Below are 13,123 nucleotides of genomic sequence, written 5' to 3' on the forward strand. Positions count from 1 at the left end.
CCTCAGCGGATGTTGTTGTCGTGCCCGTGAGCGCCCGAGGGCAGCGTCGGGATGGACTTCTGCATCTGCACGAGGAACTCCACGTTGGAGTGGGTCTCCTTCAGCTTGCCGAGCACGACCTCCAGGGCCTGCTGCGGGTCGAGGCCGGCGAGAGCACGGCGCAGCTTCCAGGTGATCTTGACCTCGTCGGCCGAGAGCAGCATCTCCTCGCGGCGGGTGCTGGACGCGTTGACGTCGACCGCCGGGAAGATCCGCTTGTCGGCCAGCTGACGCGACAGCCGCAGCTCGCTGTTGCCGGTGCCCTTGAACTCCTCGAAGATGACCTCGTCCATCTTGGAACCGGTCTCGACGAGCGCGGTGGCGAGGATGGTGAGGGATCCGCCGTTCTCGATGTTGCGCGCGGCACCGAAGAAGCGCTTCGGCGGGTAGAGCGCGGACGCGTCGACGCCGCCGGTGAGCACACGGCCGGACGCCGGAGCGGCCAGGTTGTACGCGCGGCCGAGGCGGGTGATCGAGTCGAGCAGCACGACCACGTCGCGGCCCAGCTCGACGAGGCGCTTGGCCCGCTCGATCGCGAGCTCGGCGACCGTCGTGTGGTCCTCCGCGGGGCGGTCGAAGGTGGAGGCGATGACCTCGCCCTTCACGGTGCGCTCCATGTCGGTGACCTCTTCGGGGCGCTCGTCGACGAGCACGACCATGAGGTGGACCTCGGGGTTGTTCTGCGCGATCGCGTTGGCGATCTGCTGCAGGACGATCGTCTTGCCGGCCTTGGGCGGTGCGACGATGAGGCCGCGCTGGCCCTTGCCGATCGGCGCGACGAGGTCGATGATCCGCTGCGTGAGCTTCTCCGGAGCCGTCTCCAGCCGCAGGCGCTCCTGCGGGTAGAGCGGGGTGAGCTTGCCGAACTCCACGCGGGTTGCCGCATCGTCGACCGAGAGGCCGTTGATCGAGTCGACCTTGACCAGGGCGTTGTACTTCTGCCGACCCTGCTGCTCGCCCTCGCGCGGCTGCTTGATGGAGCCGACGACGGCATCGCCCTTGCGGAGGTTGTACTTCTTGACCTGGCCGAGCGAGACGTAGACGTCGCTCGGGCCGGCCAGGTAACCGGTGGTGCGCACGAAGGCGTAGTTGTCGAGCACGTCGAGGATGCCGGCGATCGGGATGAGGACGTCGTCCTCGGTGATCTCCGTCTCGAACTCGTCGACCTGGCCGCCGCTGCGACGCTTGTTGCGCTGACGGTTGCGGCCGTTGCCGTTACCCGACTGGTCGTCGTCGGCCGGCGCGTTCTGCGCCTGCTCCTGACCGCCGCCCTGGCCACGGCCACGGTTGCGGTTGCGGTTGCGGCTGCGGCCCCGACCGCCCTGCTCCTCGCCGTTGTCCGCCTCGCTGGACGAGTCCTTCGAGGGAGCGTCCGCCTCGGCCTCGTTCTTCGCGGCAGCGCCGTCGTTCTTCGACTCGCTCTTCGCCGCGTCGTTCTTGGCGCGGCCGCCCTGGGCGGTGCCCGCCTCGGCGGTCTCCGCCGCGCTGTCGGCCGGTGCGGCCTCGGCCTTCTCGGTCTTCGCCTCCGGGGCCTCGGCATCCGCCTTCTTCGTGCGACGGCCGCGGGCGGACTTGGGGGCCTCGGCGGGCGCCTCGGTGGTCTCGGCAGCCGGTGCCGCTTCGGCCGGTGCGGCCTCGGCCGGAGCCTCGGCGTCCGCCTTCTTCGCCCGCGTGCGGCGCGGAGCCTTCGCCTTCGGGGCCGCCTCCGCCGCCTCGGCGGAGTCGCCGGCAGCCGCAGGGGCCTCCGCCGAACCGGACTCCTCCGCGGCCTTGGCCGCCTTGGCCGCAGCCGTGGCGGTGTTCGCCCGACGCGGTGCGCGCTTCTTGGCCGGAGCGGATTCGGTCGCCTGCTCGGCGACGGGGGCATCGGCGGTCGGAGCCGCCTGATCGTTCTGGGTCTCGGAGAGGTTCTCCACGAGTACTCCCTTATAGGTCATGGGAAATGAGCGTGAACGCGCACAACGGGTGCTGCGCACGATCGCACGGGCTGACGCTCGGCGTCAGCCAGCCTCGGCACTTGGGCCTCAGGGGTTCGCGTGCGGGTCTTGCAAGAGATGCAATGGGGCCAGATTCACGAATGCTACGTGGAGCCCTCCGCTCGATCCCCCACTGTACCACCACGGACGTCGACGGCGAGCAGGAGCGCCTCCCACGGGGTGTCGGTCACCTGATTGGCCACCTCGACGGCGTCCAGACGACTGCCGGGACCGTCGGCGAGCACGAGCACGCTGGGTCCGGCGCCGGAGACGACCGCCGCGAATCCGGCGGCACGCAGAGCCTGCACGAGGCGCTGCGTCTCCGGCATGGCACCAGCGCGGTAGTCCTGGTGCAGGCGGTCGGCGGTCGCGTCGAGCAGCAGCTCCGGGCTCTGCATCAGCGCGGCGATGAGCAGTGCGGACCGGGACACGTTGAACACCGCGTCGGCCGTGGAGACGTGCGGCGGCTGCAGCGACCGGGCCTGCGAGGTGGACATCGTGTACGCCGGGACGAGGACGAGCGGGGAGACGCCGCGGTGCACGAGGAGCTTCTTGTGCTGCGGGCCGCGCTCCCCCATCCACGCGATCGTGAGCCCGCCGAACAGCGCAGGGGCCACGTTGTCCGGGTGGCCCTCCAGCTCAGTCGCCAGGCGCAGCAGATCGGTATCGGAGATGTCGACGTCTCCCGCCAGCAGCCCCTTCGCCGCGAGCACACCGGCAGCGACGGCCGCGCCGGAGGACCCGAGGCCTCGGCCGTGCGGGACGGCGTTCTCGGCCACGATGCGCAGACCGGGCATCGGCCGGCCTGCGTCGGCGAACACGTGGGCGATCGTCCGGACGATGAGGTTGGAGGCATCCCGCGGGATGTCCTCGGCACCGGAACCGGAGACCTCGATCTCGAGCTGCCCCTCGGGGAGCGCCGTCACCTCGAGCCGGTCGTAGATGCTGAGCGCCAGGCCGAGCGTGTCGAAGCCGGGGCCGAGGTTGGCGCTCGTCGCCGGCACCGTCACCTCGACCGTGCGACCCACGCGCGCGCCGTGCTCCCCGGCGGCGGGAGCCGTGGCCGTCACCGTGGTCACTCGCCTTCCACCCGGAGGACGGACACCACGCGGGCGACGACGTCGCTGCCCGCGAGCACGTCCACCGTGTCGCTGAGGGCCTGCTCCGTCGCGCGATGCGTGCCGATGATGAGGCGCGCGGTCGGCTCGTCCTCCCCCTCGACGGTCTGGACGACGGTCGCGACGGACACCCCGCCGTCGCTGAGGATCCCGGCGACGGTCGCCAGCACGCCGGGGGCGTCGGAGACCTCGAGGGTGATCTGGTAGCGCGTGGTCACGTGGCCGATGGGCACGACGGGGAGGTTCGCCCGGGTGGACTCGCCCACGCCGACGCCGCCGGCGATGTGCCGACGAGCGGCGGAGACCACGTCGCCGAGCACGGCCGAGGCCGTCTGGATGCCGCCCGCGCCGGCGCCGTAGAACATGAGGGAGCCCGCCGCCTCGGCCTCGACGAAGACGGCGTTGTTGGCACCGTGCACGGAGGCGAGAGGGTGGGCGACCGGCACGAGGGCGGGGTAGACCCGCACCGAGATGGACTCGGCGCCGTCGGCCTCGATGCGCTCGCAGACGGCGAGCAGCTTGATCACGAAGCCCGCCGCGCGGGCCTCCTCGATCATCGACGCCGTGATGGTGGTGATCCCCTCGCGGTGCACCGCCTCCAGCGGCACCGCGGTGTGGAAGGCGAGGCTGGCGAGGATCGCGGCCTTCTGCGCGGCGTCGTAGCCTTCGACGTCCGCGGTCGGGTCGGCCTCCGCATATCCGAGGCGCTGCGCGTCCGCCAGCACGTCGGCGAAGTCGGCGCCCTCGGTGTCCATCCGGTCGAGGATGTAGTTCGTGGTGCCGTTGACGATGCCCATGATCCGCACGACGCGGTCGCCCGCGAGCGAGTCGCGCAGCGGACGGATGATCGGGATGGCACCCGCGGCCGCCGCCTCGTAGTAGACCGAGGCGCCGACGCGATCCGCCGCCTCGAACAGCTCCGGGCCATGGGTGGCCAGCAGCGCCTTGTTGGCCGTGACCACGTCGGCTCCCGAGCCGATCGCCTGGAGGATGTTGGTGCGGGCGGGCTCGATGCCGCCGATGAGCTCGATCACGATGTCGGCGCCGAGGATGAGCGACTCGGCGTCGGTCGTGAAGAGCTCCTTCGGGAGCTCGACGTCGCGGGGCGCGTCGAGGTCACGGACCGCGATTCCGGCCAGGTCCAGCGCGGCACCCGCGCGGTCGGCCAGTTCGTCGCCGTGGCGGAGCAGGAGGGCCGCCACCTGGGAGCCGACGGCCCCGGCGCCCAGCAGCGCCACGCGAAGTCGTCTGTAGTCAGTCAATGGGTGCTCCTTCGGGGTGGGTCATCGTGCTCCCTCGGGGGCGTGCGCCCCGTCGATGCCCGCGTCGCGGGCCAGCAGGTCGTGGACGGTCTCGCCGCGGACGATCACCCGCGAGCGCCCCTCCCGCACCGCCACGATGGGCGGCCGCGGGACGTGGTTGTAGTTGCTCGCGAGCGAGGCGCAGTAGGCGCCGGTCGCCGGGACGGCCAGCAGATCGCCCGGTGTCACGTCTCCGGGGAGGTACTCGTGGTCGACGACGATGTCGCCGGACTCGCAGTGCTTGCCGACCACTCGGCTCAGCTGGGGCTCGTCCGTCCCCGTCCGCGAGGCGAGGCGGGCGGAGTAGCTGGCACCGTAGAGAGCCGTACGGGCGTTGTCGCTCATCCCGCCGTCGACGCTGACATACCGCCGCGTGGCCCCGGAGGCGACCGTGACGTCCTTCGTCGTGCCGACCTCGTAGAGGGTCACGCCCGCCGTGCCGACGATCGCGCGCCCGGGCTCGAACGAGAGCGCGGGCACCGCGATGCCCCGCGCCGCGCAGCCCTCGGCGACCGCCGCCACGATGCCGTCGGCCAGCTCGTCGATCGGCGTGGGGTCGTCGACGCGGGTGTAGGCGATGCCGAAGCCGCCGCCGAGGTTCAGCTGCGGCACCGGGCCGTCCTCGAGGAGGGCGGCGTGCAGTTCGAGCACGCGCGACGCGGATTCGCGGAACCCGGCCACGCCGAAGATCTGGGAGCCGATGTGGCAGTGCAGGCCGGCGAACTCCAGCCCCGGGATCTCGCGGATGCGGGCCACGGCGACCTCGGCCTCGGCGAGCGGGAAGCCGAACTTCTGGTCCTCGTGGGCCGTGGCGAGGAAGTCGTGGGTCTCGGCGTGGACGCCGCTGATGACCCGGACCATGACGCGCTGCACGGTGTCCGTCCGGGCGGTGATGGCGGCGAGGCGCTCGATCTCGATCGCGCTGTCGACGACGATCGTGCCGATGCCGAGAGCGACAGCGCGCTCCAGCTCGGCGACCGACTTGTTGTTGCCGTGGAAGCCCAGCGAGGCCGGTGCTACCCCCGCGGCGAGGGCGACCTCGAGCTCGCCGCCGGTGCACACGTCGATGCGCAGCCCCTCGTCGACGACCCAGCGGGCGACCGTCGTGCATAGGAAGGCCTTGCCGGCGTAGTACACCTGCGCGGTCGTGCCGTGCGCCGAGGCGGCGCGGTCGAACGCGTCGCGGAAGGCCCGGGCGCGGCGCCGCACCTCGTCCTCATCGAGCACGAGGAGCGGCGTGCCGTAGGTGCGGGCGAGCTCGGGCGCCGGCACTCCGGCGAGCACCAGGCTGCCGTCGTCGTCGCGCGTGGCCGAAGCCGGCCAGACACCCGGCGCGAGATCGTTCGGATCTTCGGGGACGACGAGCCAGTCCGGAGCGAGCGTGGCGGCAGAGTCGAGCACGGAACACCAATCGTGGGACGGATCTCGGGCGGAGGCGCACATCGAGTTGCCCCGATTCTAGGGCACCCTCTGTCGCTGCCTGGTCACGGTGACACGCCGCGTCAACCCCCTGGGGAGCGGTACCGCCCGGCTCGTAGGGTGGGCACGTGGCAGACACCGACAACCGAGACTCCGAGAACCACTCCGCAGCCCCGGCCCGCCCGGGGCTGGTCGCCCGCATCACGGGTCCGGTGATCGCCTGGGCCCTCGCCCGGCGCCCGGTCAGGGCCGTGCTGCTGTACTCCGAGCGCCGTGGCCCGATGCTCGCCGACAGCGTGACCTACCGGGCCCTGTTCAGCGTCTTCGCGGGCGTGCTCCTCGGCTTCTCCCTCGCGGCCCTCTGGCTGTCCGGCAACCCGGAGGCCTGGCGCGCGATCATCGACGCCGTGCAATCCGCGGTCCCCGGGCTCATCGGCGAGGGCGGTGTCATCAATACGAACGACCTCCGGACTCCGGCCTCGTTCTCGATCGCCGGCATCATCTCCCTCGTCGCGCTGGTCGGTGCCGCTCTCGGCGCCATCGGCTCGCTCCGCACGGCCATCCGGACCATCGCCGGCACGATCCAGGCGGACATCCTGTGGATCTGGGTCATCGTCCGCAACCTCCTGCTCGCCGTCGGCATCGGGCTCGCGTTCGTGCTCGCCGCCGGGATCACCTTCATCGGACAGCTCGGGGTGACCTGGATCGGCGATCTGCTCGGGGTGCCGTCGGATTCGCCGCTGCTCGCCTGGACGGTCCGTCTCCTGTCGCTGCTCGTGGTCTTCATCCTCGATGCGGCCCTGATCGTCGGCGCCTTCCTCCTGCTGTCCGGCGTCCGGCCCGCCGCGCGCTCCCTGTGGAGCGGCGCCTTCCTCGGCGCCTTCGGCCTCATCGTGCTGCAGCAGCTCTCCGGACTGTTCGTGGGCGGAGCGACGAGCAACCCCCTCCTCGCGTCGTTCGCCTCGCTCCTCGCGCTCCTGATCTGGCTCCAGCTGTCCACGCAGGTCATCCTCGTCGCGTGCGCCTACATCGTGACCGCCGAAGAGGAGCGCGGCGACCGCCTGCACGAACGGTTCGGTGCGCGGACGTTCGTGCAGCGACGGCTGCAGCGCGCCGAGGTCGACGTGAAGATCGCGACGGCCGAGCTGCGCGACGCCCAGCGCGCGGCGGCCGAGGAGAACGGCACCGCCGCCCCGGAGTGAGGTCCTCGTTGTGACCGGAATCGATAGGATGGTCACAACGAGAGGGGACGCATGTCCGCACCACGACGGCACACCGTGACCGTTCCCGGCGCCGCGGTGTCGGTCCTGGAATGGCGCCCCTCCGGCGAGACGCAGACACCCGTGCTGCTGCTGCACGGCGGCGGGGCCGACAGTGCGGAGCTCTCCTGGGGCGAGGTCGGGCCGGCGCTGGCGGCGGCCGGACACCGCGTCCTCGCGCCGGACCACCCCGGCTTCGGACGCAGCCCACGCCTCGATGCGTCGCTGACCCAGGAGCGCCTGGTGCAGTACGTCGGCGACCTCGTCGACGCCCTCGAGCTGCACGCGTATGCCATCGGGGGTCTTTCGATGGGCGCGGGGATGGCGCTGGGCCATCTGCTCGACCGCCCGGACGGAGCACACGCCGCCGCCCTCCTCGGCAGTTACGGCCTGATGCCGCGCCTGACGGACGGCACCTTCGGGCCCCTCTCGCACCTGTCGACGTTCCTGCTCCTGCGTTCGGGCCTGCTCGGTGCGATGACACGCGTCTACGCACGCGACCGGAAGGCGATGACGCGAGGCCTCCAGGATCTCGTGCGCTCCCCCGACGCCCGCACCCCTGGTCTCGTCGACGCGGTGCTCGCCGAGGCCGCGACCGGCTCCGGTCTCACGACGTTCGGCGACTGGCAGCGGGATCAGGTGCGGCCGTTGCGACTCCGCACCGACTACCGTGATCGACTCGCCGAGATCCGCGTCCCGGTCCTCCTCGTGCACGGCGACCGCGACTCCGGCGTCCCTCTCCGGCGGGTCGAGGAGGCCGCGGAGATCCTGCCCGACGGGCAGCTCCTCGTGGCCCCCGGCGCCGGGCACTGGGTGCAACGGGACCGTCCCGACCTCGTGATCCCCGCCCTGCGCGACTGGTTCGCCCGAGGCTCCGATGCCTAGGCCGCTCGTGCCCGACCGTCGGGGACGCATCCTCGACGCGGCGGAGCGCATGGTCCTGGCCGAGGGCTTCGACGCGATGAACGTCGCCGCGATCGCGCGCGCGGCCGGTATCGGCAAGGGCGCCGTCTACCTGGAGTTCGCGGCGAAACGCGACATCCTCGATGCCCTGCTCCAGCGCGGCACCGCGCGGATCGCCGACGCCGTCGCCCGCACCGCGGGACCGCAGCCGTCGCTCAGCGCCCTCTACCGCGCCACGGCGGCGGCGCTGCTCGGCGACGAGCTCATGACGGCCGCGTTCCTCGACGACGCGGGAGTGCTCGGCGCCCACGTCGCCGCGCAGCCGACCTCCCGGTACCGGACGCGTCACGAACGGGTCGTCGCCGGGATCCGTGACCTCCAGCGCCAGGGCCGGATCGTGCCGGATGTGGAGCCCGAAGCCCTGGCCCTCGCTCTCTCCAGCGCCACCCTCGGACTGCTCTCGGCCGCACGCACGCTGGGACCGCTCGACCGGGGCACGCTGAAGAGCGCCATCGACACGGTCGGCCGCATGGCCGCGAGCTTCGAGACGGAGTGACATGCATCACGAGACATCGGGTCCCCCGGGAACACCACCGCTTCTGCTCCTGCACGGCGGCGGCGTCGCCGGCTGGATGTGGGAGCCGCTGCGCACGCACCTCGATCCTGCGCGCCGGGTCGTCGTCCCGGACCTCCCCGGTCACGGCCGCAGCGCGAGCGTCGACTACGCGTCGCACGAGGAGACGGTGGCGGCGCTCGTCCCCGTGCTGGAGCAGGAGACGGGACCGGCCACGGTCGTCGGATTCTCCCTCGGCGCGCAGCTCGCCGTCCTGCTCGCGGCACGACGCCCGGACCTCGTCGCCGACGCCGTCGTCATCAGCGCTCAGGCGGAGCCGATCCGGGCCGTCGGGCCCACTCTGACGCTGCTCCGCCTCACCGCCGGACTCGCCAGGAACGAGCGCTTCGCCCGTCTGCAGGCGCGCGAGCTGTTCATCCCGGACGCACTGCTCCCCCGCTATCTGGAGACCTCCGCCGCCCTCTCACGCACGACGCTGCTGCGCGCGGTCGAGGAGAACCTACGTTTCACACCGCCGCCCGCGTGGCGTGCGCATCCCGGTTCGGCGCTGGTGCTCGTCGGCGCGGAGGAGAAGCCGCTCATGCGCCGCTCCGCCGCGCTGCTGAACCGCGTGCACCCGCGCAGCACGCTCGAGATCGTCGAGGGGTGCGGTCACGGCATCCCCCTGCAACGGCCGGCGGAACTCGCCGCGCGCCTGCAGGAGCGCCTGCCCGGGTGAACCGGGGTGCGCTCAGCGGTCGCAGGTGCCCTTCGCCTGGAGTGCCTCGTCGGTGACGATCGCGCCGTCCGCATCGACGTCGATCACGGCGTCGTCGCCGACGATCTCGACCCCCGTCAGCGTGAGACCGGCCGGGAGCTGGTCGGCGATGCACACCCGTCGCGGCTGCGTGATCCCCTCGCCAAGGGAGCCGAGCGACGACCCGACGCGGTCGAGGTCGACCTCCACGCCGCCGACGCTGGCCGCCACCGGCGTGAGTTCGAGGTCCCCCTCGACGGCGCCGGGGGTGAACGTCACGGACACCGGCACCGCCGTCCCGAGCACCGCGAACGAGCCGCCGAGCGTCGCGTTCGGCGCGGCGAACTCGACCGTGTCGACGGGCAGGTCGGTGTCCGAGAGCAGAGCGGTGAACTGCTCCTGGTCGATGCGGATGGTGCCGTCGGCGCCATCGAGGTCGCCGCCGCGCAGCGGGACGCCCGTCGCGGTGACGTCGGCCGCCCCCGTGATGCCCTGCAGCGTCACGGCGTCGGTCGACAGGCGCAGGGTGTCGAGGCGGCCGGCGAGCAGCTGCGGCAGCAGGAGCCCCTCCGTCTCGACGTCGAGCTGCTGGTCGGCGGGGAGGTCGAGCTGCTCGATCACCATCGACCGCACGACGCCGGGGAGCACGGCACGGGCGACGAGCTCCGCCGCGACCACGAGGGCGGCGAGCACGACCACGACGATGAGGACGACCCAGGGCCACCGGCGCCGCCGCGGCGCTGCGCTCTTCCGGTCACGACCGTCCGCCGGGTCGGGGACCACGAGCGTCGGGTGCTCGTCCGAGGGCTTCGGGTACGGGAGGGTCGGGTTGTCGTCGCTCATGGCGCTCCCTACATGCGCTCGGGCGCGGAGACGCCGAGCAGGTCGAGCCCGTTGCGGAAGACCTGGCCGGCGGCGTCGTTCAGCCACAGGCGCGTGCGGTGCACGTCCTCGACCGGGGCGTCGCTCAGGGGGATCACCCGGCAGTTGTCGTACCAGCGGTGGTACAGCCCGGCGAGCTCCTCCAGGTAGCGCGCGACGCGGTGCGGCTCACGCACCTCGGCGGCGAACGCGACGATGCGCGGGAACTCCTGCAGCGCGCCCAGCAGCGCCGCCTCGGTCTCGTGCGTGAGCGTCTCCGGGGCGAAGACCGAGCGGTCGATGCCGGAGTCGGTGGCGTTGCGCGCGACGTTGTGGGTGCGGGCGTGTGCGTACTGCACGTAGAACACCGGGTTGTCGTTCGTGCGCTTCTGCAGCAGCTCCGGGTCGAGGTCGAGCGGCGAGTCGGCGGGCGAGCGCTCCAGCGAGTACCGCAGCGCGTCCGTGCCGAGCCAGTCGAGCAGGTCGTCCATCTCGATGATGTTGCCGGCGCGCTTGCTGAGGCGGGCACCGTTGATCGAGACCATCTGGCCGATGAGCACCTGGATGTTCTTCGAGGGGTCGTCGCCCGCCGCTCCCGCGACCGCCTTGAGACGGTGCACGTAGCCATGGTGGTCGGCGCCGAGCAGGTAGATCTTGTCGCGGAAGCCGCGGTCGCCCTTGTTCAGGTAGTAGGCGGCATCGGCGGCGAAGTACGTGTACTCGCCGTTCGAGCGGCGGATGACGCGGTCCTTGTCGTCGCCGAAGTCGGTGGTGCGCACCCAGACGGCGCCGTCCTCGTCGAACACGTGGCCCTGCTCGCGCAGACGGTCGACGGCCTGGTCGATCAGGCTGGAACCCGAGGCGTCCTTCGCGTGGAGGGTGCGCTCGGAGAACCACACGTCGAACGGCACGTTGAAGCGCTCGAGGGAATGCTTGATCTCGGCGAGCTGGTACTCGTAGCCGAGCTCGCGGGCGACGGCGAGCTGCTCCTCCTCCGGGATGTCGAGCAAGTCGGGGCGGGCCTCGAGGACGCGGCCGGCCAGCGTCGCGATGTACTCGCCCGGGTAGCCGCCCTCCGGCGTGGGCTCCCCCTTCGCCGCAGCCAGCACGGACGCGGCGAAGCGGTCCATCTGCACGCCCGCGTCGTTGATGTAGTACTCGCGCACCGCACGGGCGCCGCTCGCGAGGAGCAGGCGGACGATCGCGTCGCCGAGGGCCGCCCAGCGCGTGTGCGCGATGTGCAGCGGCCCGGTGGGGTTGGCCGAGACGAACTCGACGTTGACGCTCACGCCCTCCTGCGAGGAGTTCGTCCCGTAGGCGGGGCCGGCGTCGACGATGACCTTCGCGAGCGCGCCGGCGGCCGCCGCGTCGAGGCGGATGTTGAGGAAGCCGGGGCCCGCGACCTCCACACTCGCGATGCCGTCCACATCGGCCAGTCCGTCGGCGATCTGCTGGGCGAGTTCCCGCGGGTTCGTGCCGAAGGACTTGGCCAGGCGCATGGCGATGTTCGAGGCCCAGTCGCCGTGATCGCGGTTGCGCGGGCGCTCCAGCACGATGTCGGCGGCGGAGAGGTCGAACGGCTCGCCCGGACGTCGTTCCTCGGCGATGGGGGCGAGGACGGCGAGGAGGGCGTGGGCGAGCGTTTCAGGATTCATAGACCCCCCAGTTTACGGGGGTGCGCAGGCCCGTTCCGTCGCCCCGCGTCCCGCCGAGTTTGCGATCCGTCCTCCGTGATCTACTCTCACACCATGAACGCCCCCGCCGCCCCTCGTCGACTGCGCATCGCGGGCGTCGCCGCCGCCCTCCTCGTCGCGGTCGCCGCGGGCGTGATCGGGGTCTGGCGACCGTGGGTCCCGGCGCCGTCGTCCCTCCCGGTCGGCGCTGCGGCCGGAGACGAGTCCGCCGCGGTGATCGCTCCCGCACCGCTCGCGCTCCCCGACGAGCCGACCGTCCTCGTCTTCGGCGATTCGTGGACCTACGGCTCTGCCGCGTCCGACCCCACCCTCGGCTACGCGTACGTGCTCGCCGACCTGCTGCACGGCACGACCATCGTGGACGGCGTGCGCGGCAGCGGCTACCTCAAGCCCGGCATCGACGGCCCCACCTTCGGCGAGCGCATCGCGGCGCTGGACCCGAGTCTCGACCCGGACCTCGTCATCATCCAGGGCTCCATCAACGACCGGGCACAGGGCGCTGCCGGCTACCGCGAGGCCGTGACCGCCGCGTGGGACGCGCTGACGGCGCTGTACCCGGAGGCGGCGATCGTCGTGCTCGGCCCCGCACCGCACGAGCTTCCGGTCGGCGCGCAGACGGCACGGATCGACCGGGATCTCGCGGCTCTCGCCTCGGCCCGCGGCTGGTGGTACATCTCCCCCGTCGCGCTCGACTGGATCACCGAGGACAACTATCTCTCCGTCATCGACGTGGAGGTCGGACGCAAGCATCCGTCCACCGACGGCCACCGCTATCTCGCCGAGAAGCTCGCCGCGGCGCTCGACGAACTGCGCGCCGCGCCGGTCACGGAGGCCGGTGGGTCGGAGACCACCCCCGACGAGTGATATTGTCGATCGGTACGCCTCCGTAGCTCAGTGGATAGAGCGCCGGTTTCCGGTACCGTAGGTCGCAGGTTCGACTCCTGTCGGGGGCACGTACAGCAAGAGGGATCGTCCGCACGGACGGTCCCTCTTCTCGTTCCCCCGGAGGTCGCTCAGCGCGCCCGCCGCCCGGACCGGTAGCCTGAACGGGTGCCCTCCCTCCACATCGCCGGTTCGACGCGCGCTCCGCGCCGTCTGTCGTCCGCGACGCCGATGACGGAGTGGATGCGCGTGGTCCTGCACCCCGGCACCAACGGGTGGACCAGTGTCTGGGGCACCCTCTCGCACGGCGAGATCGCGGGCTGCCCGCCGCCACAGGGATAAGCCGCGCCCGGACGGGTGC

Annotated in this window: 12 protein-coding genes and 1 tRNA gene; 7 read left to right on the forward strand and 6 right to left on the reverse strand. The window is 72.1% G+C overall.

Features of this window, described 5'->3' with window-relative positions:
- Positions 1-2: 2 nt before the first annotated feature.
- From rho to lysA, 4 genes are all read right to left on the reverse strand, one after another.
- A complete protein-coding gene (rho, locus tag AB0300_RS09930) occupies positions 3-1,976 on the reverse strand; it encodes a transcription termination factor Rho (RefSeq protein WP_366215930.1) in 1,974 nt (657 codons plus the stop codon).
- 143 nt (positions 1,977-2,119) lie between these two features.
- The gene (thrB, locus tag AB0300_RS09935; protein ID WP_366215975.1) at positions 2,120-3,085 is read right to left on the reverse strand and encodes a homoserine kinase; all 966 of its coding nucleotides are present in this window, start codon (positions 3,083-3,085) and stop codon (positions 2,120-2,122) included.
- Positions 3,086-3,090: 5 nt separating this feature from the next.
- The gene (locus AB0300_RS09940; RefSeq protein ID WP_025103132.1) at positions 3,091-4,395 is read right to left on the reverse strand and encodes a homoserine dehydrogenase; all 1,305 of its coding nucleotides are present in this window, start codon (positions 4,393-4,395) and stop codon (positions 3,091-3,093) included.
- A gap of 21 nt (positions 4,396-4,416) precedes the next feature.
- On the reverse strand, positions 4,417-5,835 hold the full coding sequence (gene lysA, locus AB0300_RS09945; protein WP_231729430.1) for a diaminopimelate decarboxylase: 1,419 nt from the start codon (positions 5,833-5,835) through the stop codon (positions 4,417-4,419).
- Positions 5,836-5,981: 146 nt separating this feature from the next.
- Here lysA and AB0300_RS09950 point away from each other — a divergent pair, with 146 nt between their 5' ends.
- Genes AB0300_RS09950 through AB0300_RS09965 form a run of 4 tightly spaced genes read left to right on the forward strand, consistent with a single transcriptional unit; the run spans position 5,982 to position 9,307 of the window.
- Positions 5,982-7,055, forward strand: coding sequence for a YihY/virulence factor BrkB family protein (locus tag AB0300_RS09950; RefSeq protein ID WP_172400129.1), 1,074 nt, complete (start codon positions 5,982-5,984; stop codon positions 7,053-7,055).
- Positions 7,056-7,106: 51 nt separating this feature from the next.
- Positions 7,107-7,997: an alpha/beta hydrolase gene (locus tag AB0300_RS09955; RefSeq protein ID WP_025103129.1), complete on the forward strand. Its 891-nt coding sequence runs from the start codon at positions 7,107-7,109 to the stop codon at positions 7,995-7,997.
- The gene (locus AB0300_RS09960; protein WP_025103128.1) at positions 7,990-8,571 is read left to right on the forward strand and encodes a TetR/AcrR family transcriptional regulator; all 582 of its coding nucleotides are present in this window, start codon (positions 7,990-7,992) and stop codon (positions 8,569-8,571) included. Before AB0300_RS09955 ends, AB0300_RS09960 begins: the two co-directional genes overlap by 8 nt.
- 1 nt (position 8,572) lies before the next feature.
- The gene (locus AB0300_RS09965) at positions 8,573-9,307 is read left to right on the forward strand and encodes an alpha/beta fold hydrolase (RefSeq protein WP_366215931.1); all 735 of its coding nucleotides are present in this window, start codon (positions 8,573-8,575) and stop codon (positions 9,305-9,307) included.
- A gap of 12 nt (positions 9,308-9,319) precedes the next feature.
- On the opposite strand, the gene AB0300_RS09970 is transcribed toward AB0300_RS09965, so the two are convergent.
- On the reverse strand, positions 9,320-10,168 hold the full coding sequence (locus tag AB0300_RS09970; protein WP_303708117.1) for a DUF2993 domain-containing protein: 849 nt from the start codon (positions 10,166-10,168) through the stop codon (positions 9,320-9,322).
- An 8-nt stretch (positions 10,169-10,176) separates the two neighbouring features.
- Complete coding sequence (gene argS, locus AB0300_RS09975) at positions 10,177-11,841, reverse strand: arginine--tRNA ligase (protein WP_366215932.1); 1,665 nt, start codon at positions 11,839-11,841, stop codon at positions 10,177-10,179.
- A gap of 93 nt (positions 11,842-11,934) precedes the next feature.
- On the opposite strand from argS, the gene AB0300_RS09980 reads away from it, so the two are divergent.
- The 3 genes from AB0300_RS09980 (at position 11,935) to AB0300_RS09990 (ending at position 13,104) form a co-directional block, all read left to right on the forward strand.
- Entirely contained in the window at positions 11,935-12,744 is an 810-nt protein-coding gene (locus tag AB0300_RS09980; RefSeq protein WP_081811567.1) for an SGNH/GDSL hydrolase family protein, read from the forward strand.
- A 16-nt stretch (positions 12,745-12,760) separates the two neighbouring features.
- Positions 12,761-12,833: transfer RNA gene (locus tag AB0300_RS09985), tRNA-Arg, on the forward strand.
- 97 nt (positions 12,834-12,930) lie between these two features.
- Complete coding sequence (locus AB0300_RS09990; RefSeq protein WP_172400128.1) at positions 12,931-13,104, forward strand: hypothetical protein; 174 nt, start codon at positions 12,931-12,933, stop codon at positions 13,102-13,104.
- Positions 13,105-13,123: the final 19 nt, after the last annotated feature.

The sequence above is a fragment of the Microbacterium sp. NPDC078814 genome (genome assembly GCF_040702645.1).
GTDB lineage: Bacteria > Actinomycetota > Actinomycetes > Actinomycetales > Microbacteriaceae > Microbacterium.

Bases quoted from the DNA above. Each gene is read 5' to 3' on its own strand.
- rho (WP_366215930.1), bottom strand. From the start codon at position 1,976: ATGACCTATAAGGGAGTACTCGTGGAGAACCTCTCCGAGACCCAGAAC.
- AB0300_RS09955 (WP_025103129.1), top strand. From the start codon at position 7,107: ATGTCCGCACCACGACGGCACACCGTGACCGTTCCCGGCGCCGCGGTG.
- AB0300_RS09960 (WP_025103128.1), top strand. From the start codon at position 7,990: ATGCCTAGGCCGCTCGTGCCCGACCGTCGGGGACGCATCCTCGACGCG.
- AB0300_RS09965 (WP_366215931.1), top strand. From the start codon at position 8,573: ATGCATCACGAGACATCGGGTCCCCCGGGAACACCACCGCTTCTGCTC.
- AB0300_RS09970 (WP_303708117.1), bottom strand. From the start codon at position 10,168: ATGAGCGACGACAACCCGACCCTCCCGTACCCGAAGCCCTCGGACGAG.
- argS (WP_366215932.1), bottom strand. From the start codon at position 11,841: ATGAATCCTGAAACGCTCGCCCACGCCCTCCTCGCCGTCCTCGCCCCC.
- AB0300_RS09980 (WP_081811567.1), top strand. From the start codon at position 11,935: ATGAACGCCCCCGCCGCCCCTCGTCGACTGCGCATCGCGGGCGTCGCC.